Origin of the sequence: Albibacillus kandeliae (genome assembly GCF_003116585.1) — a bacterium.
Classification (GTDB): domain Bacteria; phylum Pseudomonadota; class Alphaproteobacteria; order Rhodobacterales; family Rhodobacteraceae; genus Albibacillus; species Albibacillus kandeliae.
Genome location: NZ_QEHM01000006.1, coordinates 59,553 through 84,200 on the forward strand (window position 1 = coordinate 59,553; position 24,648 = coordinate 84,200).

General features: G+C 66.7%; 20 protein-coding genes. 10 read left to right on the forward strand and 10 right to left on the reverse strand.

The window, feature by feature from the left end:
* Window positions 1–10: 10 nt before the first annotated feature.
* Complete coding sequence (locus DDT93_RS13655; protein WP_109466411.1) at window positions 11–382, reverse strand: phasin family protein; 372 nt, start codon at window positions 380–382, stop codon at window positions 11–13.
* Window positions 383–746: 364 nt separating this feature from the next.
* Here DDT93_RS13655 and DDT93_RS13660 point away from each other — a divergent pair, with 364 nt between their 5' ends.
* Both DDT93_RS13660 and DDT93_RS13665 read left to right on the forward strand, forming a co-directional pair.
* A complete protein-coding gene (locus tag DDT93_RS13660; RefSeq protein ID WP_109466412.1) occupies window positions 747–1,691 on the forward strand; it encodes a DnaJ C-terminal domain-containing protein in 945 nt (314 codons plus the stop codon).
* Window positions 1,688–2,026: a MerR family transcriptional regulator gene (locus DDT93_RS13665; protein WP_109466413.1), complete on the forward strand. Its 339-nt coding sequence runs from the start codon at window positions 1,688–1,690 to the stop codon at window positions 2,024–2,026. The genes DDT93_RS13660 and DDT93_RS13665 overlap by 4 nt, the downstream gene beginning before the upstream one ends.
* 52 nt (window positions 2,027–2,078) lie before the next feature.
* Here the strand turns inward: DDT93_RS13665 and DDT93_RS13670 are convergent, their stop codons facing one another.
* Window positions 2,079–5,189, reverse strand: coding sequence for an efflux RND transporter permease subunit (locus DDT93_RS13670; protein WP_109466414.1), 3,111 nt, complete (start codon window positions 5,187–5,189; stop codon window positions 2,079–2,081).
* A 34-nt stretch (window positions 5,190–5,223) separates the two neighbouring features.
* A complete protein-coding gene (locus tag DDT93_RS13675; protein WP_109466415.1) occupies window positions 5,224–6,372 on the reverse strand; it encodes an efflux RND transporter periplasmic adaptor subunit in 1,149 nt (382 codons plus the stop codon).
* 134 nt (window positions 6,373–6,506) lie between these two features.
* Between DDT93_RS13675 and DDT93_RS13680 the strand changes: the two genes are divergently transcribed.
* Together DDT93_RS13680 and DDT93_RS13685 are read left to right on the forward strand one after the other, a co-directional pair.
* Window positions 6,507–7,184, forward strand: coding sequence for a TetR/AcrR family transcriptional regulator (locus tag DDT93_RS13680; RefSeq protein ID WP_109466416.1), 678 nt, complete (start codon window positions 6,507–6,509; stop codon window positions 7,182–7,184).
* Window positions 7,185–7,244: 60 nt separating this feature from the next.
* A complete protein-coding gene (locus tag DDT93_RS13685; protein WP_109466417.1) occupies window positions 7,245–7,919 on the forward strand; it encodes a DNA alkylation repair protein in 675 nt (224 codons plus the stop codon).
* On the opposite strand, the gene DDT93_RS13690 is transcribed toward DDT93_RS13685, so the two are convergent.
* A complete protein-coding gene (locus tag DDT93_RS13690) occupies window positions 7,920–9,086 on the reverse strand; it encodes a benzoate/H(+) symporter BenE family transporter (protein WP_232825457.1) in 1,167 nt (388 codons plus the stop codon). It abuts the gene before it with no gap.
* 178 nt (window positions 9,087–9,264) lie between these two features.
* Here DDT93_RS13690 and moaA point away from each other — a divergent pair, with 178 nt between their 5' ends.
* Genes moaA through DDT93_RS13705 form a run of 3 tightly spaced genes read left to right on the forward strand, consistent with a single transcriptional unit; the run spans window position 9,265 to window position 12,684 of the window.
* The gene (moaA, locus tag DDT93_RS13695; protein ID WP_109466419.1) at window positions 9,265–10,272 is read left to right on the forward strand and encodes a GTP 3',8-cyclase MoaA; all 1,008 of its coding nucleotides are present in this window, start codon (window positions 9,265–9,267) and stop codon (window positions 10,270–10,272) included.
* The gene (locus DDT93_RS13700) at window positions 10,272–11,606 is read left to right on the forward strand and encodes a 3-deoxy-D-manno-octulosonic acid transferase (RefSeq protein WP_109466420.1); all 1,335 of its coding nucleotides are present in this window, start codon (window positions 10,272–10,274) and stop codon (window positions 11,604–11,606) included. Before moaA ends, DDT93_RS13700 begins: the two co-directional genes overlap by 1 nt.
* 7 nt (window positions 11,607–11,613) lie before the next feature.
* A complete protein-coding gene (locus DDT93_RS13705; protein WP_109466421.1) occupies window positions 11,614–12,684 on the forward strand; it encodes a glycosyltransferase family 4 protein in 1,071 nt (356 codons plus the stop codon).
* A 17-nt stretch (window positions 12,685–12,701) separates the two neighbouring features.
* Here the strand turns inward: DDT93_RS13705 and DDT93_RS13710 are convergent, their stop codons facing one another.
* The 6 genes from DDT93_RS13710 to DDT93_RS13735 form a co-directional block, all read right to left on the reverse strand.
* Entirely contained in the window at window positions 12,702–13,865 is a 1,164-nt protein-coding gene (locus tag DDT93_RS13710; protein WP_109466422.1) for a M20 aminoacylase family protein, read from the reverse strand.
* A 60-nt stretch (window positions 13,866–13,925) separates the two neighbouring features.
* Window positions 13,926–15,089 carry a M20 aminoacylase family protein gene (locus DDT93_RS13715; protein ID WP_109466423.1) on the reverse strand — a complete coding sequence of 388 codons (1,164 nt, stop codon included), beginning with the start codon at window positions 15,087–15,089 and terminating at the stop codon, window positions 13,926–13,928.
* Between the two features lie 13 nt (window positions 15,090–15,102).
* Window positions 15,103–16,266, reverse strand: coding sequence for a M20 aminoacylase family protein (locus tag DDT93_RS13720; RefSeq protein ID WP_109466424.1), 1,164 nt, complete (start codon window positions 16,264–16,266; stop codon window positions 15,103–15,105).
* 87 nt (window positions 16,267–16,353) lie between these two features.
* Window positions 16,354–17,520 carry a M20 aminoacylase family protein gene (locus DDT93_RS13725; RefSeq protein WP_109466425.1) on the reverse strand — a complete coding sequence of 389 codons (1,167 nt, stop codon included), beginning with the start codon at window positions 17,518–17,520 and terminating at the stop codon, window positions 16,354–16,356.
* 5 nt (window positions 17,521–17,525) lie between these two features.
* Entirely contained in the window at window positions 17,526–18,692 is a 1,167-nt protein-coding gene (gene argE, locus DDT93_RS13730) for an acetylornithine deacetylase (protein WP_109466426.1), read from the reverse strand.
* Between the two features lie 2 nt (window positions 18,693–18,694).
* A complete protein-coding gene (locus tag DDT93_RS13735) occupies window positions 18,695–20,515 on the reverse strand; it encodes an ABC transporter ATP-binding protein (RefSeq protein WP_109466427.1) in 1,821 nt (606 codons plus the stop codon).
* Between the two features lie 270 nt (window positions 20,516–20,785).
* Here DDT93_RS13735 and DDT93_RS13740 point away from each other — a divergent pair, with 270 nt between their 5' ends.
* The 3 genes from DDT93_RS13740 to DDT93_RS13750 all read left to right on the forward strand — a co-directional run bounded on the left by DDT93_RS13740 (window position 20,786) and on the right by DDT93_RS13750 (window position 24,591).
* Window positions 20,786–22,489 carry a peptide ABC transporter substrate-binding protein gene (locus DDT93_RS13740; RefSeq protein WP_109466826.1) on the forward strand — a complete coding sequence of 568 codons (1,704 nt, stop codon included), beginning with the start codon at window positions 20,786–20,788 and terminating at the stop codon, window positions 22,487–22,489.
* A 127-nt stretch (window positions 22,490–22,616) separates the two neighbouring features.
* Window positions 22,617–23,624, forward strand: a complete 1,008-nt coding sequence (locus DDT93_RS13745; protein ID WP_109466428.1) for an ABC transporter permease — start codon at window positions 22,617–22,619, stop codon at window positions 23,622–23,624.
* The gene (locus tag DDT93_RS13750) at window positions 23,617–24,591 is read left to right on the forward strand and encodes an ABC transporter permease (RefSeq protein WP_109466429.1); all 975 of its coding nucleotides are present in this window, start codon (window positions 23,617–23,619) and stop codon (window positions 24,589–24,591) included. The genes DDT93_RS13745 and DDT93_RS13750 overlap by 8 nt, the downstream gene beginning before the upstream one ends.
* Window positions 24,592–24,648 lie beyond the last annotated feature (57 nt).

Here is a 24,648-nt window from a genome sequence, read left to right on the forward strand (position 1 = left end):
GCCGGTCGCCTCAGGCGGCCGGCGACATCAGCGTGCGGCTCATCTCGTAGAGCTTGCCCATCTCGGCGCGGTAATCGCTCATCGCGCGCTGGCAGAACTCGGTCTGGATATGCAGCGCCTCGCCCGGCGTGGTGCAATGCAGCAGCTTGTGCTGCGTCTCGACATCGTCATGCAGGCGCTCGGTCACGAAGGTCTGGATCTCGTTCCCGATTTCCAGCCACGCATCCATCATGTCGCGCGGCATCCACTTGGACAGGTCCCACTTGATCGAGACCACTTTCTCGGCTTCCGGTGCCCCGGCAGCCACCTCGACCTTGGCCACGGGTTCGACCTCGGGCTGGGTTACGTCAGGAAGTTCAGTCGTCACTACGGCTTTGGCCATCGGGATACTCCGTTTCGCATGACATCGCGGTCAGGAGTACCATGATTCTCCTGCCCCGCGTTGACATCGATCAATCCCACGGGAACCTCACGGAATTGTAATCGCGATTGCGATGCCTATTTCATCATCAACACGCAATGCGCCGTTCAGCGCCGGAGACCGGGGCGGCGCGCGGGTCCGTTGGCCGGAGGCGGCCCGGCCTGCGCGACCAGCCCGTGGTGCCGCCACTCGCCGGAAGGTCTTGCGGCTGCGTCAGCATTTCTGTTGCAGCGCGCGCGCTCCCGGACGACGATGGCCCCATACAGCCCGGCGTCACAGGCGGCGGTGCGCCGTCCGCGAGGCGGCGCCAACGGAGACGAACTGAATGAGCGACGATCCATACAAGATCCTCGGCGTCGAGAAGAGCGCCACACAGGACGAGATCAAGAAGGCCTACAGGAAGCTGGCCAAGACCCTGCACCCCGACCTTCACCCGGGCGACAAGGCCAAGGAGGCCGAGTTCCAGAAGGTATCGCAGGCGCATGACCTGCTGAAGGACCCCGAACAGCGCCGCCGGTTCGACGCGGGCGAAATCGACGCCAGCGGTCAGGAGCGGCCCGAACGCGCCTTCTATCGCAACTACGCGGGCGCCGGTGGCACCCGCGGGCGCTACGACTCCAGCGCGGGCTTTCAGGACTTCGCGGATGCGTCCGACCTCTTCTCCGACCTCTTCGGGCGGCGCGGCCGTTCGGGCGGCGGCTTTGGCGGCGGCCAAGGCGGGTTCGACTCGCGCGGCGCGGATTCACGCTACAACCTCGAGGTCGACTTCATGGATGCCGCGCGCGGCGGCAAGCGCAGCATCAGCATGCCCGACGGCAAGCCGATCGACCTGTCCATCCCCGCCGGGCTGCGCGACGGCCAGACCCTGCGCCTGCGCGGCAAGGGCCAGCCGGGGCAAGGCAAGGGTCCCGCCGGAGATGCGCTGGTCACCGTGAACGTGCGTCCGCACCCCTACTTCGAGCGCGACGGCAACGATATCGAGATCGAACTGCCTGTGACCTTCGACGAGGCGGTCCTTGGGCTGCAGGTCGAGGTGCCGACGATCAGCGGCACGGTGTCGATGAAGCTGCCCAAGGGCACCTCCTCGGGCGACCGGCTGCGGCTCAAGGGCAAGGGCATCCAACCCGCCAAGGGCACCGCGGGCGACCAGCACGTGCGGCTCAAGATCGTCATGCCGGACCGGGTCACCGACGAGATGGAGGCGCTGGCGCAGCGCTGGCGCGACATTGCGTCGTTCAATCCGAGGGAGTCCTTTGGGAGATCGTCATGAGCTACAGCGAAAGCGACGTGCTGGCGCGGATCACGCGCCTTGACCGGCAGGAGCTGAGGATCTGGGTCCAGCAGGGCTGGATCGTGCCCGCGCAGGGCGAAACGGGCGTCGTCTACGACGAGATCGACGTGGCCCGCATCCGGCTGATCTGCGACCTGCGGCAGGATATGACCATTCCGGACGACATGGTGCCGGTGGTGCTGTCGCTGATTGATCAGGTGCATGGCCTGCGCCGCGAGTTCCGCACGCTGGCCGAAGCGGTCGAGCACCAGCCGGAAGAGATCCGGGCCGCCGTGATCGCCGAGTTCCGTACCCTGACACAGGACGCGGACTGAGGCGCCCCCGCCGGGGACGCCTCGCTATTGGATCAACCTGCCCGGCCCGGCGTCAGGACGCCTTGGCCTTGCGCCGGTTGAAGACGCGCTGCACCAGCACGAAGAACAGCGGTACGAAGATCACCCCCAGCACGGTGCCGGTGATGGTCCCGCCCAGCACGGCCGAGCCCACGGCCTGACGCCCCCCTGCCCCGGCCCCGGTCGAGAGCGCAAGGGGCAGAACGCCCAGCGAGAAGGCCATCGAGGTCATGATGATCGGGCGGAAACGTGTCCGCGCCGCACCGAGCACCGCGTCGAACAGCGGCTCGCCCGCGTCGAAGCGCTCGCGTGCGAATTCGACGATCAGGATCGCGTTCTTGCCGGTCAGACCGATCACGGTCAGCAGGCCCACCTGGAAGAAGACGCCGTTCTCGAAGCCGAACTGGTGCGCGGCAAAGAGCGTGCCGAGCACGCCGACCGGCATGGCCAGCATCACCGAGAAGGGGATAGCCCAGCTTTCGTAGAGCGCCGCAAGGCAAAGGAAGATCGCCGCCAGCGACAGGGCGTAGAGCATCGTCGTCTGCCCGCCTGAATCCTGTTCCTCCAGCGAGAGCCCGGTCCAGGCCACGGCGTAGCCCGGCGGCAGTTCCGAGACGATCCGCTGGATCTCGGCCATGGCATCCCCCGAGGCCACGCCGGCGGCCGGCGTCCCCTGGATCTGCATTGCCGGGATGCCGTTGTAGCGGATCAGGCCCTGCGGACCGTGCTGCCAGGACTCCGTGGTGAAGTTGGCCAGCGGCACGAGGTCGCCCGCCGAGTTCCGCACCCGCCACTTGGACAGGTCCGACGGCGTGGCCCGCGCGTCCGGCGCGCCCTGCACGTAGACCCGCTTGATCCGGCCGTTGTCATTGAAGTCGTTCACGTAGCTCCCGGCCCAGGCGATGGACAGCAGGTTGCCCACATCCGTCGGGGAGACGCCCATCGCCCCGGCGGCACGCCAGTCGATGTCGAGCGCGAACTGCGCCGCATCTTCGAGGCCGGAGGGACGCACCGACCCGATCAGCGGGCTTTGCGAGGCCGCCCCGAGAAGCTGGTTGCGCGCGGCAAGAAGCTGTTCGTGGGTCTGCCCGCCAACGGCCTGCAGGTAGAAGTCGAAGCCCGAGGCAACACCCAGTTCAGGCACCGGCGGCGGCACGATCGGGAAGACGAAGGCGTCGCGGATCTGCGAGAGCGCGCCAAAGGCCCGTCCCGCCACCGCGCCCGCCGACTGGTCGGGGCGCGGACGCTCCTCCCAGTCCTTCAGCCGCACGAAGGTCAGACCCATGTTCTGCCCCGCCCCCGCGAAGGAGAAGCCGACCACGCCGAACATCGACTGGACGTTTTCCTTCTCGTTCTCGAGGAAGTGGTGCTCGATCTGCTCGACAACCTTCTGGGTCCGCTGCGCGGTGGCCCCGGTCGGCCCCTGCACCAGCGTCAGCAGGATGCCCTGGTCCTCGTCGGGGAGGAATCCGGTCGGCGTCTGGTTGAACAGCCAGACCATGCCGAAGCCAAGCGCCGCGTAGACCACCAGCATGCGCAGGGGGCGGCGGATCGAGAAGCCCACCGTGCCGGTGTAGCCGCTGGTGATCCAGCCAAAGCCCTTGTTGAACCATGCCCCCGGACCGCGACGCTCGTGATGCGGCTTGGGTTTCTTGAGGATCGAGGCGCAGAGCGCCGGGGTCAGCGTCAGCGCCACGACCACCGAGAGCGTCATCGCCGAGACGATGGTGATCGCGAACTGCCGGTAGATCACCCCGGTCGACCCGCCGAAGAAGGCCATCGGGACGAACACCGCCGAGAGCACCAGCGCCACGCCGATCAGCGCGCCGGTGATCTGGTCCATCGACTTGCGCGTCGCCTCGCGGGGGTCGAGCCCCTCTTCTTCCATGATCCGTTCGACGTTCTCGACCACCACGATCGCGTCGTCCACCAGCAGGCCGATGGCCAGCACCATGGCCAGCATGGTCAGGGTGTTGATGGTGAACCCGGCCAGCGAGAGCACCGCGAAGGTGCCCAGGATGACGACGGGCACGGCCAGCGTCGGGATCAGCGTCGCGCGGATGTTCTGCAGGAACAGCAGCATAACGAGGAACACGAGGATGATCGCCTCGAACAGCGTCTTCTGCACCTCGTGGATCGAGATCTCGACAAAGGGGGTGGTGTCGTAGGGAATGACGTAGGTCACGCCCTCGGGGAAGAACGGCTTGAACTCCTCGATGCGGTGCTTGACCCGCTCGGCGGTGTCGAGCGCGTTGGCGTCGCTGCTAAGCTGCAGCGCCATGCCCGCCGCCGGTTTGCCGTTGAAACGGCCGATGGTCGAGTAGTCCTCGGCCCCGATCTCGACCTCGGCCACGTCCCGCATCAGGACAAGGCCGCCGTCGGTCTCGGACCGCAGCACGATGTTGCGGAAGTCCTCGGGCGTGGTCAGGAGCGATTGCGCGGTGATCGTCGCGTTCAGCTGCTGGCCATCGACTGCCGGAAGGGTACCGAAGGCCCCTGCCGAGATCTGCGCGTTCTGCGCCGAGACCGCGCTCACCACGTCAGACGGGGTCATCTCGTAGGCGGCGAGCTTGGAAGGGTCGAGCCAGATGCGCATCGCGTACTTGGCCCCAAAGACCTGCACCCCGCCGACGCCCTTGATCCGGCTGAATTCGTCGACCAGCGTGCTCTCCATGTAGTCCGAGAGGTCGGTCTGCTCGAGCCGGCCATCCTCGGAGATCAGCGCGATCACCATGAAGAAGCTGGACGAACTCTTCTGCACGACGACACCCTGCCGCTGCACCGCTTCGGGCAGCAGCGATGTCGCCTGCGAGAGCTTGTTCTGGACCTGCACCTGCGCCACGTCCGGATCGGTGCCGGTATCGAAGGTCAGCGTGATGGTGGACGAGCCCGCCGAGGTCGAGCTCGACGACATGTAGCGCATGCCGTCGATGCCGGTCATCTGCTGTTCGATGACCTGCGTGACGGTATTGGCCACCGTCTCGGCGGATGCCCCCGGATAGGTCGCCGAGATGCGCACCGTGGGCGGCGCGATCTGCGGGTACTGGGCGATCGGCAGGGTGTAGACGGCCAGCAGGCCGATGCCCATGATCAGGATCGAGATCACCCAGGCGAACACCGGCCTGTCGATGAAGAAACGTGCCATAAATTCTCTCCGGTCGGGGCAGCGCCCCGCTGCGTCAGTCGGTGGCCTGGCCGCCGGCGGGGGCCGCGCGTTCCTGCGGGGCGACCGTCATGCCGGTTGCGATCTTCTGCAGCCCTTCGACGATGATCCTGTCCCCGGCCTTCAGACCTTCGGACACCACCCAGTACGCGCCCTGGTCGCGCTGGATCGTGAGTTCGCGGGTCTCCACCACGTTGTCGGGCGTAACCACCATGGCCACGGGCCGGCCGCGCCGGTCGCGCGAAACCCCTTCCTGCGGAGCGAGGATGGCGTCCGAGACATTGGCCTGCGGCAGCTCGACCTGGACGTACATGCCCGGCAGCAGGAAGCCATCGGGGTTCGGGAATTCCAGCCGCAGCAGGATCGTCCCGGTCTGCTCGTCCACGTAGGGCTCGGCCGCCGAGAGGCGCCCGGACTTGTCGTAGATCACCCCGTCGGCCAGCCGCAGCGTGACCACGGCCGAGTCATCCTCGACCGAAGCCCCCTCGCGGCGCCAGCGCAGGATCTCGGCCGCGGACTCGGTCACGTCCACGTAGACCGGGTCCAGCCGGCGGATCACCGTCAGGGCGGTCGCCTGCCCCGAGGTGACCAGCGCCCCCTCGGTGGCCTGGCTCAGCCCGGTGGTCCCGTCGATGGGCGCGCGGATGGTGGTGCGGTCGAGGTCGATGTTGGCGGAGAGCAGGTTGGCCTCGGCCACCTTGACCGCCGCGGCGGCGACGTCACGATTGGCCAGCGCATCGTCCAGCGACTGCTGGCTCGACACCGCGCGGCTGCGCAGTTCCTGCTGACGCGACGCTTCGCGCTCGGCCGAAGTCAGGGTCGCCTGTGCCTGCGCCAGGGCGGCCTCGGCGGCAGCCTTCTGCGCCTCGTAGCTGGCCGCGTCGATCTGGTAGAGCGGCGTGCCCTGCCCGACCGGCTTGCCCTCTTCGAACAGGCGTTCGGTGATGATGCCGCTGACCTGCGGGCGCACTTCGGCCACACGCGATGCCGCGACTCGGCCCGGCAGGGTCGAGGTCAGGGTGACCTCGCTGGGCTCGAGAGTGACCACGGTCACGGCCTGCGGCGGCCGCTCGCCCTGCTGTGCAAAGGCGGGAGCCGCGAGAATCGGTGCGCAAAGAATGGCCACCAGCCCGCCCAGCCGGGCATAGTGTCTAGGAAATTGCATGTGTATCTCCCGAAAAGATGGGGTACCGACACGTCGGCCTTGCGCTCGAATATGGAAACCGTCAAGTTTTGTAAAGAAGCTTGGCGGCAAAAAGATGTGAGCCCGGGCGTCCCGTCACGGATTGTGGAGAAAACATGCAAAAGCGACCGGACCGGAGCAAGTCACTTTCGCGACGTCGCGGAAGGCCGGTTCAGATTTCGCAGGACACGCGGGCCGAAATCGTCCTCGCCGCCACCGTCCGACTGCTCTCCGACCACGCGCTCGACGACATCTCGATGGCCGCCATCGCCCGCGAGGCGGGCATGTCCAAGCGCACCATCTACGAGCTCTTCGACAACCGGGAGTTCCTGCTGAGCCAGTGCATCAGCCGGATCAGCCAGTCCTTCTTCCTCCCTCTCCGGCCCGACGAGATCTCGCTGCCGCTGGCCGAGCGGCTGAAACGCCTGATGACCATCAACAACGTGCAGGGCTTCGATCCCAACTCGGTCGAGCTGCTGCGCACTATCATCGCCAAGGCCAACAGCTATCCCACGCTGGCCAGCAACCTCTATAACAACGGGTTCTGCGGGCTGGTGGACCTGATCGCGGTCGAACTGCGCGCCGCGCAGGAACAGGGAGAGATCGCCCTGCCCTGCGACGCCATCGAGGACGCTGCCGACATGCTGTGCCAGATGGCGCTGGAAAACCCGATGCGCAAGCTGCTGATCGTCGACAGCCCGCCCCCAACCCCGGACGAGATGGCCGACCGCCGCGACCTCGCGCTCGACCTGTTCATGAACGGCGCCTGCCGGGGGTGCTGCTCCGACGAATGAGCGCGCGGCTTGCCTTGACGGGCACGCTGGCGTAGCGGATGCCAAGAAAGGAAGACCGCCATGCTCGACGACTATCTCGACCAGATGAAACGCGAGGCCGACCCGGCCCGCGCCGAAGGCATGGCCGCCTACCACAAGGTGCCCCGCACCTACCTCGGCCTGACCAATCCCCAGATCAACGACCTCGCCACCGGCTGGCGCAAGGAACTGAGCGTGCCCGAGCGCGTGGCGCTGGCCGATGCCCTCTGGCAGACCGACATCCACGAAGCACGGGTGGCCGCCGCGAAGCTGCTGACCCAGGCCCGCATCCGTCCCGACGACGGCGTCTGGGCCCTGATCGCGTCCTGGGTGCCCCAGTTCGATGCATGGGCCATCGCCGATCACGTCTGCGACGCCGGTCAGCGACGGTTGCAGGCTGATCCCTCCCGCATCGACGAGGTCGAGGGCTGGACCCGATCCGAGCACATGTGGTCGCGCCGCGCGGCGCTGGTGATCACCCTGCCCTGGACCAAGCAGAACCACCCCAAGCCCGAGGAACTCGCCGTGCGCGACCGGGTGCTGGGCTGGGCGGCGGGTTACGTGCCGGACCGCGAGTGGTTCATCCAGAAGGCCATCGCGTGGTGGCTGCGCGAACTCTCCAAGCACGATGCGCCCCGCGCCCGGGCCTTTCTCGACCAGCATGGCGACGGCATGAAGGCCTTTGCGCGCAAGGAAGCGGCCAAGTACCTCGGCTGATCAGCGCCGCAGGCGCTGCGCGGTCAGGTGCACGATACCGCCCAGGATCAACCCCCAGACCGGTGCGCTGAGGCCAAAGGCGGACATGCCCGAGGCCGTGGTGAGGAAGGTCACCGCCGCGGCCTCCCTGAACGCGACCTCCTCCAGCGCCGCCGAGGCGGAATTGGCGAAGACCCCCAGCAGGGCCACCCCCGCCAGCGTTTCCAGCGTCATCGCCGGAGCGGCAGCGGCCACCGCCGTGATCAGCGCGGCAAAGAGCCCGAACAGGCTGTAGAACAGCCCCGCCATCGCCGCCGACCAGTAGCGCCTGCTTGGGTCCGGGTGGGATTCCTCGTTGCTGCACATGGCGGCGGTGATGGCCGCCACGCAGGTGGCGGGCGCGCCGAAGGGCGCGGACAGGATGCTCGCGCTGCCGACCCCGGCCAGCAGGCGGCCCGGTGACGGCGCGTAACCGAAACTCCGCAGCACCGCGATGCCGGGAATGTTCTGCGTCGCCATCGTCACGATGAACAGCGGCACCCCGAGCCCGAGCGCGGAAGACAGCGAGAAACTGGGCCAGGTGAAAACCGGCGCCGAGAGCAGGTGGTCCGGCATCGGGATCGTCCCGCCCCCGGCCACCAGCGTGACCGCCAGCGCCGCCGCGACGGCGGCGGGCACGGCGAAGGCCCGGTTGATCCGCCCGGCGACGAACCATGTGAGCAGGATCGGAAGCGCCGTTTCCGGCGCCGTGCCGAGCGCCACGAAGGGCCGGGTACAGAGCGAGATCAGCACCCCGGCCAGCATCGCCTGCGCCAGCGGCGTGGGGATCGAGGTCGCGAAACGGGCGAAGGGACGGAACAGGCCCGCCACCAGCGTCAGCAGCCCCGCGACGAGAAAGGCGCCGACGGCACCGGCATAGCCCTCGGAGGGGATCGCCATGGTGGCCAGCAGCGCCGCCCCCGGCGTCGACCAGGCAACGCTCGCCGGGATCCGGGTCCAGAGGCTCAGGATGATGCCCGACAGCCCCATCGACAGCGCCGCCGCCATCAGCCCCGAGGCCGCCTGCGGCCCGTCCGCCCCGACCGCGTGCAGCGCCTGCAGGATGATCGGAAAGGAACTGAAGAAGCCTACGACCGCGACGGCAAAACCCGTGGTCACCGTCTGCATCGGGGGAAGAGAGCTGGTCATGTCGGGGAACTCTTTCGCGGGCCTTGGATCGGCGGCACCCTATTCCGCCCCCAGGGGAGCTTCAACCGCGCGCAGCGCCCGCCTGAGCCCATGCCGCGCTGGCGCGAGGGGGCCGGCGCCGCGATGCGGCCAGAGATCACCCTTGCCGCCTGCCCTCTCCATCTCTACCTATACAGACATGAAAGCCCCGCTGATCGACCCATTTGCCCGCGCCATCAGCTACCTGCGCGTCTCCGTCACGGACAGGTGCGATTTCCGCTGTGTCTATTGCATGTCGGAGAGCATGACCTTCCTGCCCAAGAAGGAACTGCTGACGCTCGAGGAACTCGACCGCATGTGCACCGCCTTCGTCGGGCTCGGGGTCGAAAAGCTGCGCATCACCGGGGGCGAGCCGCTGGTGCGCAAGGGGATCATGACCTTCTTCGACAGCATGACCCGGCACCTCGAGAGCGGCGCGCTGAAGGAGCTGACGCTGACGACCAACGGGTCGCAGCTGGAACGCTTTGCCGACGATCTCTACGCCGCTGGCGTGCGCCGGGTGAACGTCTCGCTCGACACGCTCGACGAGGCGAAGTTCGCGGATATCACCCGCTGGGGCCGCCTGCCCCAGGTGCTGCGCGGCATCGACGCCGCCCAGCGCGCCGGTCTGCGGATCAAGATCAACGCCGTGGCGCTGAAGGGCTTCAACGAGGACGAACTACCCACCATCACCGAATGGTGCGCCAGCCGCGACATGGACCTGACCTGGATCGAGGTCATGCCGATGGGTGACATCGGCAACGAGAACCGGCTGGGCCAGTACTGGTCGCTGAAGGACGTGCGCCGGACCTATGCGGAGCATTACACCGTCACCGATCTGGCCGAGCGCACCGGCGGCCCCGCGCGCTATGTGCGGCTGGAGGAGACGGGTCAGAAGATCGGCTTCATCACCCCGCTCAGCCATAACTTCTGCGAGAGCTGCAACCGCGTGCGCCTGACCTGCACCGGAGAGCTCTACATGTGCCTCGGACAGGAAGACATGGCCGACCTGCGCCGCCCGCTGCGCGAGTATCCCGACAGCGACGTGGCGCTGGAGGAGGCGATCCGCGCCGCCATTTCGCTCAAGCCCAAGGGCCATGACTTTGACTATTCGCGCCAGCGCCTCGACGGGCAGATGCCGCGCCACATGAGCCACACGGGCGGCTGATGTCCGGCGCCGCGCCGCGCCCCACGGGGCTGTTCCGCGTCTATCGGGGCGCCACGCGCCTGCTGTTGCCCCTCGCCGCGCGCAGTGTCGCCAAGAAGCTGCGCGCCCATGACGTGCCCGAGGCCCGCATCGCCGAGCGACAGGGTCATGCCAGCCTGCCCCGCCCCGATGCGCCCCTGATCTGGGTCCATGCGGCCAGCGTCGGCGAGAGCCTTGCCGTGCTGACACTGATGACCCGGCTGGGCGAACGCCTGCCCGGGCATGAGTTCCTGATCACCTCCGGCACCGCGACCTCGGCCGAGCTGATCGAGAAACGGATGCCGCCGCGCTGCCGTCACCAGTTCGGCCCGCTCGACGCGCCGGGGCCGGTGGACCGGTTCCTCGCCCACTGGCGCCCGGACGCGGCGATCTTCGTCGAGAGCGAGATCTGGCCCCTGATGCTGGTGCGCACGCGCGCCAGCGGGGCGCGGCTGGCGCTGGTCAACGCGCGGCTCTCGGCAGGCTCGGTGCGCGGTTGGAGCAAGTGGCCCAAAACCGCCGCCTATGTGCTCGACCAGTTCGCGCTGTTCCTCACGCAGAACCGCGCTTCGACCGACAACCTGCTGGCGATGGGCGCGGACCCCGCGCGCGTGGTGACGGGCATCAATCTCAAATCCACCTCGGCACCGCTGCCGGTGGACCAGAGCACCCTCGCCGCGCTCGGCACGGCCCTCGGCAGCCGCCCGGTCTGGGTCGCGAGTTCGACCCACGCGGGCGAGGAAGAGACCGTGCTGGCCGCGCACAAGGCGCTGCTGGCGCAACATCCCGACCTCTGCCTGCTGCTGGTTCCGCGCCACCCCGACCGCCGCGACGAGATCGCCGGTCTGATCGCGCGGGCCGGGCTGACCCATTGCACCCGCAGCACCGGGGCGCTGCCGGGGCCGCAGGATCAGGTCTATCTTGCCGACACGCTGGGCGAGCTTGGCACATGGTACGCGGCGGCGCCGATCGTGTTCATGGGCGGCTCGCTGCTGCCCATCGGCGGCCACAATCCCTTCGAGCCTGCCGATGCCGGGGCGGCGCTGCTGACCGGGCCGCATGTGACCAACTTCGCCGAGAGCTACGCGCCGCTGTTCTCGCTTGGCGCCGCGCGCGAGGTGAAGGACGCACGAGAACTCACCGGGGCCGTCGGAGCGCTGCTCGGGCATCCCGACACGCTGGAGCGGATGCGGGCGGCGGTCCGCGACTTTGCCACGCGGCGCCAGTCGTCGCTGGACGAGATGGTCGAGACGCTGTGCACCGCGCTGGCGCTCGACACGGCGGAGGCTTCCCTGCCGCGCCGCGATCGGACATAGAGGCGACATGGCCAAGCTCGACGTAAACCGCATCGACGTGATCGCGCCGAACTTCAAGCGGCGGCTCTCGGGGGTGACCTCGACCATCATCCGCCTCGTGCCGATCCAGTCGCGCGAGATCGCCATCGCGGCGACCGGCCCGGTTCTGCCCGAGGATCTGCCGCAGGTCTCCCTGAGCGCGCTGCTCACCATGTCCCGGCGCGGACCGAGCGGCTGGCGCGTCTGGCACGCGCGGCGCAACGTCGAGATGCTGGGCGGGCTCGCCCTGCGCCACCTGCTGGGCAAACGGCTGAAGCTGCTGTTCACCTCGGCCTCGCAGCGCGAACATACCGGCTTCACCCGCTGGCTGATCGCGCGCATGGATGACGTGGTGGCCACTTCTGCCAAGACCGCCGCCTACCTCGAACGCCCCGCGCATGTCGTGCATCACGGCATCAACTGCGAGACCTTTGCACCCGCCGCCGACAAGACAGCGCTGCGGGCGGAGCTCGGGTTACCGGTCGAGGGGCGGATCGCTGGGTGTTTCGGACGCATCCGCGCGCAGAAGGGCACCGATGTCTTCGTCGACGCGATGATCACGGCCTGCGGGACCTACCCCGACCTGACCGGCATCGTGATGGGCGGCACGACCGAGGGGCACCGGGACTTTCTCGCCGGTCTCAAGGCAAAGGTCGCCGAGGCCGGGCTCTCCGAGCGCATCCTCTTCCTGCCCGAAGTGCCGGTCTGGGAGACCCCCCGCTTCTATCAGGCGCTCGACCTCTACGTCGCGCCCCAGCGCTGGGAGGGGTTTGGCCTGACCCCGCTGGAGGCGATGGCCTGCGGCGTGCCCGTGGTGGCGACCCGCGTGGGCGCCTTCGAGGAACTGGTCGCCGATGGCGAGACCGGGCGTCTGGTGGAGAAGGACGATATCCCGGCCCTGACCGCCGCGGTGGTCGAGGTGCTCGGAACGCCCGGGACGCTTGCCGCGATGACGGCGGCGGCACGGCCCCATGTCGAGGCGCATTTCCGCATCGAGACCGAGGCGGCCCGGCTGAACGCGATCTACCGCGCCCTGCTGGAGAACAAGGCGCCGGCCTGACACCGGCGCCTCGATTGTCAGGCAGCGGGCATGCGCTGTTCGACGATCTCTGCCCACCACGAACAACCGGCCGGGATGGCCTCGTCGTTGAAGTTGTACTCGGGGTGGTGGACCATCGCGGTATCGCCGTTGCCGACGAGGATATAGGCGCCCGGACGCTCTTCCAGCATGTAGGCGAAATCCTCGCCCCCCATCACCAGCGGCGCCTCGGCGCAGTCGCCCGAAACCTTGCGGGCCACCTCGGCGGCGAACTCGGTCTGTTCCTCGGTGTTCACCATGACGGGATAGCCCGGCATCCAGTTGACATCGACGGTGCCGCCGAAGGTCGCCGCGATGCCGCTGCAGATCTCCTTGATCCGCTTCTCGGCCAGCGCGCGCATCTCGGTGCTCATGGTCCGCACGGTGCCGCGCAGCGTGGCGCGCTGCGGGATCACGTTGAACGCCTTCGACGAGGTCTCGAAGGAGGTGACCGAGACCACCACGCGATCGACCGGGTCGGCATTGCGGCTGGCGATGGTCTGCAGCGCCAGCACGGCCTGCGCGGTCATCACGGTGGTGTCGATGCCGTCGTGCGGCTTGGCGGCGTGGCCGCCCTTGCCTTCGAAGGTGATCTCGAACTGGTCGGTCGCGGCAAAGAAGGCGCCCGGGCGGATCGCGAAGGCGCCGACCGGCATGCCCGGCCAGTTGTGCATGCCATAGACTTCCTGGATGCCCCAGCGCGCCATCATGTCGTCGTCGCACATTTCCTTGCCGCCACCGCCGCCCTCTTCGGCGGGCTGGAAGATCACCACGACAGTACCGTCGAAGTTGCGGGTCTCGCTCAGGTACTTGGCGGCGCCCAGCAGCATCGCGGTATGGCCATCGTGGCCGCAGGCGTGCATGGCGTTCGGGGTCTTCGAGGCATAGTCGAGGCCCGTCGCCTCGTGGATAGGCAGCGCGTCCATGTCGGCGCGCAGGCCGATGACCTTGCCCGAAGTGTCGCTCTTGCCCTTGATCACCGCGACAACGCCGGTGCGGCCGATGCCGGTGACGATCTCGTCACAGCCGAATTCCTTCAGCTTCTCGGCGACCAGCGCGCTGGTGCGGTGGGTTTCGAAGAGAATCTCGGGGTTCTCGTGGATATCGCGACGCCAGGCGGTGATTTCCCCCTGAAGTTCGGCGAAACGGTTCTTCACTGGCATTTTTCTGTTCTCCTTCCAGCGTTGTCCGGGTGGCGCGAGGCGCCGTGTCGGGTTGGCGGCTCAGGCCGCCGGCATCCGCCGCTCGATCAGTTCGGCAAAGAAACTGGTGCCGAAGGGGATCGCCGCGTCGTTGAAATCGTACTCCGGGTGGTGCAGACCCGCGCTCGGCCCGTTGCCGATACGGATCATGGCGCCCGGACGTTCCTCCAGCATGAAGGAGAAGTCCTCGCCGCCCATCACCATCTCGCCCGGCTCGCAGCCGCCCGACACCGCCACCGCGACCTCGCGGGCGTATTCGGTCGGGGCCTCGGCGTTGATGGTCACCGGAACGCCGTGATCATAGACCACCTCGGCGCGTCCGCCCATCGCCGAGGCGATGTCCCGCGCGACGGCGGTCAGCCGTTCCTCGATCTGCGCGCGGACCTCGGGCGCGTGGGTGCGCACCGTCCCGCGCAGCTCGACGCTGTCGGGGATCACGTTGAAGGCCTTGGACGAGGTCTCGACCGAGGTCACCGAGAGCACCGCCTGTTTCACCGGATCCACGTTGCGCGACACGATGGACTGCAACGCAACGATCAGCTGGCTCGCCATCACCGTCGTGTCGACGGTCTCGTGCGGCTTGGCCGCATGGCCGCCCCGCCCCTGAAGGCGAATGCGGAACTCGTCGGCCGAGGCGAGGATCGGGCCGGACTTGATCGAGAAGCTGCCGATGGGCAGCCCCGGCGAGTTGTGCATCGCGTAGACCTCCTGGATGTTCCAGCGGTCCATCATGCCGTCGTCGCACATGGCCTTGCCCCCGGCCCCGCCCTCTTCGGCGGGCTGGAAGATCATCACGGCGGTGCCGTCGAAGTTGCGCGTCTCGGCCAGGTACTTGGCCGCGCCCAGCAGCATGGCGGTGTGGCCGTCGTGGCCGCAGGCATGCATGGCGTTCGGCGTTTTCGAGGCATGTGCCAGCCCGGTCTGCTCCTGCATCGGCAGCGCGTCCATGTCGGCCCGCAAGCCAACCACCCGACCGGCAGAGTCGGACTTGCCCCGGATCACGGCGACCACGCCGCTCCGCCCGATCCCCGTCACCACCTCGTCGCAGCCGAAGGCTTTCAGCCGTTCGGCCACCAGCGCGCTGGTGCGGGGGATGTCATAAAGGATTTCCGGGTTTTCGTGCAGGTCACGGCGCCACGCGGTGATTTCGTCGTGCAGTTCGGCCAGGCGGTTCTTGACGGGCATCGGCTCTGTCTCCTTACGCCGCCGGCATCCGGCGCTCGACCAGTTCGGCAAACCACGAGCAACCCGCCGGAATCGCCTCGTCGTTGAAGTTGTAGGCCGGGTGGTGCACGCCGGCGGTGTCGCCGTTGCCAAGGAAGATGAAGGCGCCGGGGCGCTCCATCAGCATGTAGGAGAAATCCTCGCCCCCCATGACCAGCGGCGCCTCGTGGCAGGCACCCGAGACCGAGCGGGCGATCTCGGCGGCGAATTCCGCCGGTTCGTCCGAGTTGATGGTGATCGGCACGTGGCGCAGGTAGCGCACCTCGGCGGTGGCACCGAAGGCGGCGGCGGTATTGGTCGCCACTTCGCTGATGCGCCGCTCGATCATGTCCTGCGTCTCGAGGCTGTGGGTCCGCACGGTGCCGCGCATCGCGACGCTCTGCGGGATCACGTTGAAGGCGGTGCTGGAGGTGGTGAAGGCCGTGACCGAGAGCACGCCCTGCAGCACCGGGTCCATGTTGCGCGAGATGATGGTCTGCAACGCCATCACGATCTGCGAGGCGACCACCGTGGGGTCCACCCCGGCGTTCGGCTCGGCCGCATGGCAGCCCTTGCCGGTCACGTCGATGAAGAATTCGTCGGTGGCGGCCATCATCGCGCCCGGTCGGATGGCGAATTCGCCCACCGGCATCCCGGGCCAGTTATGCAGGCCATAGACCTCCTGCACGCCGAAACAGTCCATCATGCCATCGTCGCACATGGCCTTGGCGCCCGACCCCAGCTCCTCGGCAGGCTGGAAGATCACCACCACGGTGCCGTCGAAGTTGCGCGTTTCGGCAAGGTACTTGGCCGCGCCCAGCACCATCGCCGTGTGGCCGTCATGGCCGCAGGCATGCATGGCGCCGTCGGTCTCCGACTTGTAGGGCACGTCGGTCGCTTCGAGGATCGGCAACGCATCCATGTCGGCGCGCAGGCCGATCACCTTGCCCTTGCTGTCGCTCTTGCCCTTGATCACGCCGACGACGCCGACCTGGCCGATGCCTGTCACCACCTCGTCGCAGCCGAATTCCCTGAGCTTCTCGGCCACCAGAGCCGCCGTGCGCACCGTGCCGAAGCCGATCTCGGGATGGGCGTGGATATCCTGTCTCCAGGCGGCGATTTCGGGTTGCAGGTCGGCGAGGCGATTCTTCACGGGCATTGCAGGCGCTCTCTTGGGCTGTTCATGAAACGGGTCACCGGGACCTTGGACAAGACCCCGGTGAAAGACGAGTGGTGACGCGGCGGATCAGGCTGCGGGCATGCGCCTCTCGATCACTTCGGCGAACCAGGAACATCCTACCGGGATGATCTCGTCGTTGAAGTTGTAGGCCGGGTGGTGCACGTGCGCGCCTTCACCGTTGCCGAGGAACATATAGGCTCCGGGGCGTTCTTCCAGCATGAAAGAGAAATCCTCGCCCGCCATCACCGGCACGGTGTTGCGCTCCACCGATCCGGCGACGATCTCGGCCACGTCGGCGGCAAAGTCGGTGTTCTCCGGCGTGTTCATGGTCACCGGGTAGTTGCGCTGGTAGTCGACCGCGGCGGTGGCGCCATAGGCTTCCGCCGTGCTCTGCACGATCTTGGTCAGGCGCGCCTCGGCCAGGTCACGCACGCCGGGGTCCAGCGTCCGCACGGTACCGCGCAGCAGCACGGTATGGGGAATCACGTTGTGGGATTCGTTGTCGCTGCGCAGGGTGCAGACCGAGACGACGACCTGCTTCAGAGGATCGACATTGCGCGAGGCGATGGATTGCAGCGCCACGATGCAGTGCGCCGCCGCGAGGTTGGTGTCGATGGCCTCGTGCGGGGCAGCGGCATGGCCGCCCTTGCCGGTGATCACCACGTCGAAGAAATCGGCCGAGGCCAGCAGCGCGCCCTCGCGGATGTGGAATGTGCCGACCGGATTGTTCGGCATGTTGTGCATCCCGTAGACCTCCTGGATGCCCCAGCGGTCCATCATGCCTTCCTTGCACATCTCGCGGCCACCGCCGCCCCCCTCTTCGGCAGGCTGGAAGATCAGCACGACCTTGCCGTCGAAGTTGCGGGTCTCGCTCAGGTACTTGGCCGCGCCCAGCAGCATGGCGGTATGCCCGTCATGGCCGCAGGCGTGCATCTTGCCCGGATGGGTCGAGGCATAGTCGAGCCCGGTCTGTTCCTCGATGGGCAGCGCGTCCATGTCGGCGCGCAGCCCGATGACACGGCCCGAGGTGTTCGTCTTGCCCTCGATCACGGCGACGATGCCGGTCTGGGCGATGCCGGTGGTGATGTCTTCGATCCCCATTTCGCGCAGCTTTTCCTCGACGAAGGCCGAGGTCTTGTGCAGGTCGAATTGCAGTTCGGGGATGGTGTGCAGATGCCTGCGCCAGCCGGTGATCTCGTCGTGCATCTCGGCGAGGCGGTTCTTGATGGGCATTGGACTTATCCTTCCTGTAGTCGGCTCACCAGTCGCTCCATGAAGGCATGGCCCGCGTTGAACTGGGCAACGGTGATGAATTCGTTGGGCTGGTGTGCCTGGGCGATATCGCCGGGGCCGCAGACCACGGCGGAGTAACCCGCCGCCTGGAACTGGCCGGCCTCGGTGCCATAGCTTACCACATGCGTGCCGTTGTCGCCCGTGATGGATCGCGCGATTTCCTCGGCCAGCCCGTTTTCCTCGGGCCTGAGCCCCGGCACGGCGAACCGAGCCTCGACGTCGATCCGCGCCTCGGGATGAACCGCCTTCATGCCGGTCTCGACCTCGGCGATCTTCGTCCTGACCTTGTCGCCCCATTCGCCGATGTCAGCATCCGGCGTCGCGCGGAACCCGATATCGAAGCGGCAGTGCTTGGCGGTGATGTTGGAGGCCGTGCCGCCCTCGATCAGGCCGACGTGCAGGTTGGTCCACGGCGGATCGAAGGCGGCGGCGACCACCGAGGGGGTCTTCTCCGCCTCTTCCGCGTTCACCTGGTTGGCCCAGTCGACGATCTTGGCGGCTTCCATGATGGCGCTGACGCCGGTGTGCATGATCGAGCTGTGGACCTCGAAGCCCCAGACATCGACCCAGAACCCCTGCCCGCCCTTGTGGCCGGTCACCGCCTGCATCATCGAGGGTTCGCCGACGATCACCGCCGCGCCCTTGGGCAGAACCGGCTGCATCGCCTCGATCATCGGGGGCGCGCCGGTGCAGCCCAGTTCCTCGTCGAAACTCAGCGCCAGCTGCATGGGCGTCCTGACGCCCCGCCGCTTGGCCTCGACCAGCGCCCAGATCGCCAGCGCGTCAAAGCCCTTCATGTCGGCGCAGCCGCGCCCGAAGTACTTGCCGTCGCGTTCGGTCACCGTGAACGGGTCGCTCTCCCAGGGCTGCCCGTCCACCGGAACGACGTCGGTATGCCCCGACAGCACCACCGCCCCGTCTTCCCAGGGGCCGACGTGGGCGAACAGCGCCGCCTTGGGCTGCTCGGGGTCGTAGTATCGGTGGCACTCGATGCCATGCCCGTTCAGGTAGTCTTCGACCCAGTCGACCAGCGGCAGATTGGTATCCCGGCTGACGGTCGGGAACGACACCAGCTTGTCCATAAGGACCTTCGGCGACAGGACTTCGGGCATGATCAGTAGCCGCTGTCCGTGGTCAGGATGAAATGCCCGGGTTCGACTTCCTGATAAACCGACGGCTCGGGCTTGTAGTCCAGCCCGTGAATCGGCGAGGGGATCGGCTTGAAGTTCAGATCCTTCTCGGACTTGCGCAGGCGCGGGTCGGCGATCGGAACCGCCTTCATCAGCGCCTTGGTATAGGGGTGCTGCGGGTTCTCGAAGACCGCCGTACGCGAGCCCATCTCGACGATGCGGCCAAGGTACATCACCCCGACCGAATGGCTGACACGCTCGACCACCGCCATGTCGTGGCTGATGAAGAGGTAGGACAGCCCCAGTTCGGCCTGCAGTTCCATCATCAGGTTCAGCACCTGCGCCTGCACCGACACGTCCAGCGCCGAGACCGCTTCGTCGGCGATGATCAGCTTGGGGTTCAGGGCGAGCGCGCGGGCAATCGCGATCCGCTGGCGCTGGCCGCCCGACATCTCGTGCGGGTACCGGCGCATGAAGCTGCGCGGCAGGTGGACCCGGTCGAACAGGCTCGCCACCCGGTCGTTGATCTCGGACCCGCTGGCGATGTTGAAGTTCCGCATCGGCTCGGCCACCTGGTCGATCAGCTGCATCTGCGGGTTCAGCGAGGCAAAGGGGTCCTGAAAGATCATCTGCATGTCGAGCCGCGCGCGCCGCAGTTTCTGCGGGTTCAGGCTCATGATGTCGACGCCGTCGAGGTTGACCTCGCCCGCCATCGGCTCGACCAGACGCAGGACCGAGCGACCGGCGGTCGATTTGCCGCAGCCGGATTCGCCGACGAGGCTCATCGTCTGACCCTTGTTCAGGGTGAAGGAGACGTCTTCGACCGCGTGAACGTTGGCAACTGTGCGGCGCAGGAAGCCGCCCTTGACCGCGAAACGGGTGGTCAGGTTCTTGACCGACAGCAGGGTCTTCTCGGTGCCTAGAATCGGCGCGATCTTCTGACCTTCGACACCCAGCAGCTTCATCGGCTCGGGCGCCGACTTGCCGCGCATCTCGCCCAGTTTCGGCACCGCCGCCAGCAGCGCCTTGGTGTAGTCATGCTGGGGATTCTCGAAGATTTCCTCGACTGTCCCCTCCTCGACCTTGTTGCCGCGGAACATGACGACGACGCGGTCGGCCATCTGCGCCACCACCGCCATGTCGTGGGTGATGAACATCACCGCCGTGCCGGTCTCGCGCTTGAGCCGGTCCATCAGCGCCAGAATCTCGGCCTGAATGGTCACGTCGAGCGCGGTGGTCGGCTCGTCCGCGATCAGCAGGCGCGGGCGGCAGGCCATCGCCATGGCGATCACCACCCGCTGGCGCATCCCGCCGGACAGTTCGTGCGGGTATTGCTTCAGCCGCCGCTCCGGTTCGGGGATGCGAACCTCGCGCAGCAGTTCCAGCGCGCGCTTTTCCGCCGCCGACCGGCTCATGCCACGGTGCACCCGCAGCCCCTCGGTCAGCTGACGCCCGACGGTGAACACCGGATTCAGCGCCGTCATCGGCTCCTGGAAGATCATCCCGATCTCGTTGCCGCGGATATCCTGCATGACATCCTGGCCGGCCTTGGCGAGGTCGAGCTCGCCTCCGTCCTTGCGATCAAAAATTAGGCGGCCGCCCGCGATGGAGCCTCCGCCGAACTCGACCAGCCGCATAAGTGACAGTGAGGACACCGATTTTCCGGAGCCCGATTCGCCAACGATGCAAACGGTTTCCCCGGGTTGCACCGAAAAACTAACGTTTTCGACGCCGACAACCGGACCGTCCTTGGTCTGAAATTCTACGCGCAGTTCTTCGATCCGGGCGATCGGATGATCCAGCATTTGGGGGCCTCGTGCAGTTTCACTGGAAAACGCTAAGGCGGGCTGTCCCACGCTGTCAAACCCGAAAGAGTTTTCGCTAAGGCAAGGCTTGCAATTTTTTCAAACTCTGTTTCGATAGACTTGTATCCGTGGAAAGAATGTCACCAGACACGCCACACGAGGGGAGTTTTAGCGTTACTTTACAGTAACTTGCCCAATGGCGAGCTTGCTGGCGTCTTTCGTATAAAGCGGAGCAACCGAGGCACGCGAGTGTCCAACATGGAGTGGAATATGAAAACCAAAGCCCTATTGCTTGGTGCGATCGCCGGTATGGCGATGGCCCCGGCCGCGTTCGCGGAACGCGGCTCGGATGGCACCGTAAGCATCTTGTACTGGCAGGCGCCGTCGATCCTGAACCCCTTCCTCTCGGGCGGGACCAAGGACGTCGAGAGCTCCAGCATCATCATCGAACCGCTTGCACGCTATGACGAAGCCGGCACTCTGACCCCCTGGCTGGTCGACGAGATCCCGACTGTCGAAAACGGCGGCGTGAGCGAGGACCTGAAGTCGATCACCTGGAAGATCACCCCGGGTATCCTGTGGTCGGACGGCACGCCGTTCACCGCAAACGACGTCAAGTTCACCGCCGATTACTGCATGCATCCCGAAGGCGGCTGCGCGCAGGTAACCAAGTTCGAAGGCGTGACCTCGATCGAGGTCGTGGATGACCTGACCGTCAAGGTCACCTTCGCCGAACCGACCCCCTTCCCCTACGGCCCCTTCGTGGGCGGTGAGAGCCCGATCATCCAGGCCGCGCAGTTCAAGGACTGCATGGGCGCCAAGGCTCCCGAGTGCACCCAGCAGAACTTCAACCCGATCGGCACCGGTCCCTTCGTGGTCGACGAGTTCAAGCCGAACGACGTGATCACCCTCTCGGCCAACCCGAACTTCCGTCACCCGGACAAGCCGGCCTTCGCCAAGGTCCTGTTCAAAGGGGGCGGCGACGCAACCGCGGCCGGCCGTGCGGTCATGGAAACCGGCGAATTCGACTACGCCTGGAACCTCCAGCTCGCACCCGACGTGATCGCGAACATGGAAAAAGGCGGCAAGGGTGTTCCGGTTGCAGGCTTCGGCCCGCTGATGGAGCGCATGGAACTGAACCACACCAACCCCGATCCGGCCCTCGGGCCCGACGAGCGTTCGGTGGTCCGTCCGCACCCGTTCCTCGATGACCCGGCAGTCTACAAGGCCATGTCGCTGGCAATCGACCGCCCGCTGCTGGTCGAAGTCGGCTACGGCCAGGCCGGCAAGGTGACCTGTAACTACGTCCCCGCTCCGGAAGCCTTCAACTCGACCTCGATGAAGTGCGACGTGCAGGACATCGAAGGCGCCAAGGCCATGCTCGAGGAAGCAGGCTACAAGGACACCAACGGCGACGGCATCCGCGAAACCCCGGCTGGCGTTCCGATGAAGATCCTCTACCAGACCTCGACCAACGCCGTGCGTCAGGACTTCCAGGCCCTGATCAAGCAGTGGTGGAGCGAGATCGGCATCGACGCCGAGCTGCGCAACGTCAACGCGTCGGTCTTCTTCGGTGGTGACCCGGGCTCGCCGGACACCTTCCAGAAGTTCTATGCCGACGTCGAGATGTACGCCAACACCTTCAACGGCACCGACCCGCAGGCCTACCTGGGCAACCTTCTCTGCGACAAGGCCCCGAGCCCGGCGTCCCAGTGGCAGGGCGAGAACATCTCGCGCTTCTGCAACGAGGAGTATGACGCCCTCTACAAGGAACTGACCAAGACGGCAGGCGCCGAAGCCCGCTCGGAAATCGGCAAGCGTCTGAACGACCTCGCCATCGAGAACGGTGCGATGATCCCGCTGGTTCACCGCGGCCGCCTCTCCGCCCACGCCAATTCGCTGGGCGGCGTCATCCTGAACGTTTGGGACAGCGAACTCTGGAACGTTGCGGACTGGTACCGCATCAAGGAGTAAGCCGTTACCGGCCGAAACCCGCCCCGGCTCTGACTGAGCCGGGGCACCCCCGGCGCCCCGATCCGCAGGTCCGCACCGCGATCCGTGGGCTCTCTGGCCTTTCCCAAACCCTTCAAGGACGGCGTATATGTTTACGTTCACCATACGACGTTTGGTTCTAGCGGTACCGACCCTGCTGTTCATCAGCCTGGTCATTTTTCTCCTTCTCGAACTCGCGCCCGGCGACCCGATGGCGCAGGTTCCCCTGACTGTCCCTCCCGAAGTCAAACAGAAGATGCGCGAGGCCCTCGGTCTCGGCGAGCCGCTCCCCATTCGCTACTGGAAGTGGATCGTCCAGTTCTTCTGGATCGAACCGCAGGTTCTGATCGACCACTACTTCGGCACCTCCTTCAGTGCCGGCGACCTGCGCGTGATCTCGTGGCAGACGCGCTCGCCGGTCATGGACATCGTGATCCAGCGGATCCCCCAGACCCTCTGGGTCGTGGGCACCGCCTACGTGGTCGCGACGCTCATCGCCATTCCCATCGGCATCTACTCGGCCTACCGGCAGTACTCGTGGTTCGACCAGGCGGGGACCTTCATCTCGATGATCGGTTTCTCCGTCCCCCCCTTCTTCTCCGGGGTTCTGGTCATCGTGATCTTCTCGGTCCAGCTGGGCTGGTTCCCGTCGATCTACGACACCACCCTCGTCGTCGACAGTTGGAGCAGCTTCGTCCAGCAGCTCAAGCAGATGATCATGCCGGTCATGGTGCTGGCACTGCAGATCACGGCGCAGACCAGCCGCTTCATGCGGGCCTCGATGCTCGACAACCTGAACCAGGACTACGTCCGGACCGCACGGGCCAAGGGCCTTGGCGAATACACCGTGGTCATGGTGCACGTTCTGCGCAACTCGATGATCCCCGTGGTCACCGTGATCGCGCTCGGCGTGCCCTCGATCTTCGGCGGTGCGATCATCACCGAGCAGGTGTTCAAGGTGAACGGCATCGGGCAGTTGCTGATCGGGGCGCTGCAGGCCAACGACCTGCCGATGGTGCAGACGCTGACCTTTATCTTCGCCGCGCTCATCGTGATATTCAACCTGATCGCCGACGTGCTCTACGGCATCCTGGACCCGAGGATCCGCTATGACTGACCGCGAACCTCTCATCCCCGACGAGGGCCTTGCGCCCGCCTCCGGCGCCCTGCCCGGCGCCGCGGGCCCGCTCAAGGAGTTCACTGCCCCGCCGCGCAGCCAGTGGCTGAACGTCTGGGACCAGTTCAAGCACCACAAGGGCGCCATGGCCGGGGGGATCATCTTCCTTGCCATCGTCGTGCTGGTGTTCCTCGGGCCGCTGGTCTGGACCATCGACCCGACCCACATCGACATCCGCGCCCGCAACCAGGGCCTCAGCCTGGCGCATCCCTTCGGGACCGACCAGCTGGGGCGCGACACGCTGGCCCGGATGATGGCCGGAGGGCGCACCTCGGTAGCGGTCGGCATCGCGGCCATGCTGCTGGCGCTGTTCCTCGGATCGCTGGTGGGCGTCGCGGCGGGGTACTTCCGCCGTCTCGACGACCTGCTGATGCGTCTGACGGACCTGTTCCTCGCCCTGCCCCTGCTGCCGCTGCTGCTGGTGATGATGCTGCTGTTCCGCGAACCGCTGAGCGCGACCTTCGGACCCGAGCAGGGCATCTTCATCCTGATCGTCTGCGCCATCGGCATCACCTCGTGGATGCCCACGGCGCGGATCGTGCGGGGCGACGTGCTGGCACTGAAGGAGCGCGAGTTCATCCTCGCCGCCCGTTCGATCGGGACGACGAACTGGATGATGATCGCCCGGCACATCCTGCCCAACGTGCTGTCGCCGATCATGGTCTCGGCCACGCTGGGCATCGCCAACGCGATCATCACCGAAAGCGCGCTGTCCTTCCTCGGCCTCGGCTTCCCACCAGACTTCCCGACATGGGGCCGCCTGCTGTTCGACGCGACGGACTACCTCCAGCAATACCCCGAGCGGGTGTTCTGGCCCGGCATGGCGATCTCGCTGACGGTGCTGAGCGTGAACTACCTCGGCGACGGCCTGCGCGACGCGCTCGACCCCCGCATCCGCGGACGCTGATCCGGCACAGGGACAAGAGACAGGGGCCGCCTTCCAGTGACGCATTCCGCGCCGTGG

Excerpts from the sequence above, each read along its gene's own strand:
- DDT93_RS13735 (WP_109466427.1), bottom strand. The coding sequence starts at position 20,515 with ATGCTGGATCATCCGATCGCCCGGATCGAAGAACTGCGCGTAGAATTT.
- DDT93_RS13720 (WP_109466424.1), bottom strand. The coding sequence starts at position 16,266 with ATGCCCGTGAAGAATCGCCTCGCCGACCTGCAACCCGAAATCGCCGCC.
- DDT93_RS13665 (WP_109466413.1), top strand. The coding sequence starts at position 1,688 with ATGAGCTACAGCGAAAGCGACGTGCTGGCGCGGATCACGCGCCTTGAC.
- DDT93_RS13685 (WP_109466417.1), top strand. The coding sequence starts at position 7,245 with ATGCTCGACGACTATCTCGACCAGATGAAACGCGAGGCCGACCCGGCC.
- DDT93_RS13705 (WP_109466421.1), top strand. The coding sequence starts at position 11,614 with ATGGCCAAGCTCGACGTAAACCGCATCGACGTGATCGCGCCGAACTTC.
- DDT93_RS13655 (WP_109466411.1), bottom strand. The coding sequence starts at position 382 with ATGGCCAAAGCCGTAGTGACGACTGAACTTCCTGACGTAACCCAGCCC.
- moaA (WP_109466419.1), top strand. The coding sequence starts at position 9,265 with ATGAAAGCCCCGCTGATCGACCCATTTGCCCGCGCCATCAGCTACCTG.
- DDT93_RS13690 (WP_232825457.1), bottom strand. The coding sequence starts at position 9,086 with ATGACCAGCTCTCTTCCCCCGATGCAGACGGTGACCACGGGTTTTGCC.
- DDT93_RS13700 (WP_109466420.1), top strand. The coding sequence starts at position 10,272 with ATGTCCGGCGCCGCGCCGCGCCCCACGGGGCTGTTCCGCGTCTATCGG.
- DDT93_RS13725 (WP_109466425.1), bottom strand. The coding sequence starts at position 17,520 with ATGCCCATCAAGAACCGCCTCGCCGAGATGCACGACGAGATCACCGGC.
- argE (WP_109466426.1), bottom strand. The coding sequence starts at position 18,692 with ATGCCCGAAGTCCTGTCGCCGAAGGTCCTTATGGACAAGCTGGTGTCG.
- DDT93_RS13750 (WP_109466429.1), top strand. The coding sequence starts at position 23,617 with ATGACTGACCGCGAACCTCTCATCCCCGACGAGGGCCTTGCGCCCGCC.
- DDT93_RS13745 (WP_109466428.1), top strand. The coding sequence starts at position 22,617 with ATGTTTACGTTCACCATACGACGTTTGGTTCTAGCGGTACCGACCCTG.
- DDT93_RS13715 (WP_109466423.1), bottom strand. The coding sequence starts at position 15,089 with ATGCCCGTCAAGAACCGCCTGGCCGAACTGCACGACGAAATCACCGCG.
- DDT93_RS13710 (WP_109466422.1), bottom strand. The coding sequence starts at position 13,865 with ATGCCAGTGAAGAACCGTTTCGCCGAACTTCAGGGGGAAATCACCGCC.
- DDT93_RS13660 (WP_109466412.1), top strand. The coding sequence starts at position 747 with ATGAGCGACGATCCATACAAGATCCTCGGCGTCGAGAAGAGCGCCACA.
- DDT93_RS13675 (WP_109466415.1), bottom strand. The coding sequence starts at position 6,372 with ATGCAATTTCCTAGACACTATGCCCGGCTGGGCGGGCTGGTGGCCATT.
- DDT93_RS13680 (WP_109466416.1), top strand. The coding sequence starts at position 6,507 with ATGCAAAAGCGACCGGACCGGAGCAAGTCACTTTCGCGACGTCGCGGA.
- DDT93_RS13670 (WP_109466414.1), bottom strand. The coding sequence starts at position 5,189 with ATGGCACGTTTCTTCATCGACAGGCCGGTGTTCGCCTGGGTGATCTCG.
- DDT93_RS13740 (WP_109466826.1), top strand. The coding sequence starts at position 20,786 with ATGAAAACCAAAGCCCTATTGCTTGGTGCGATCGCCGGTATGGCGATG.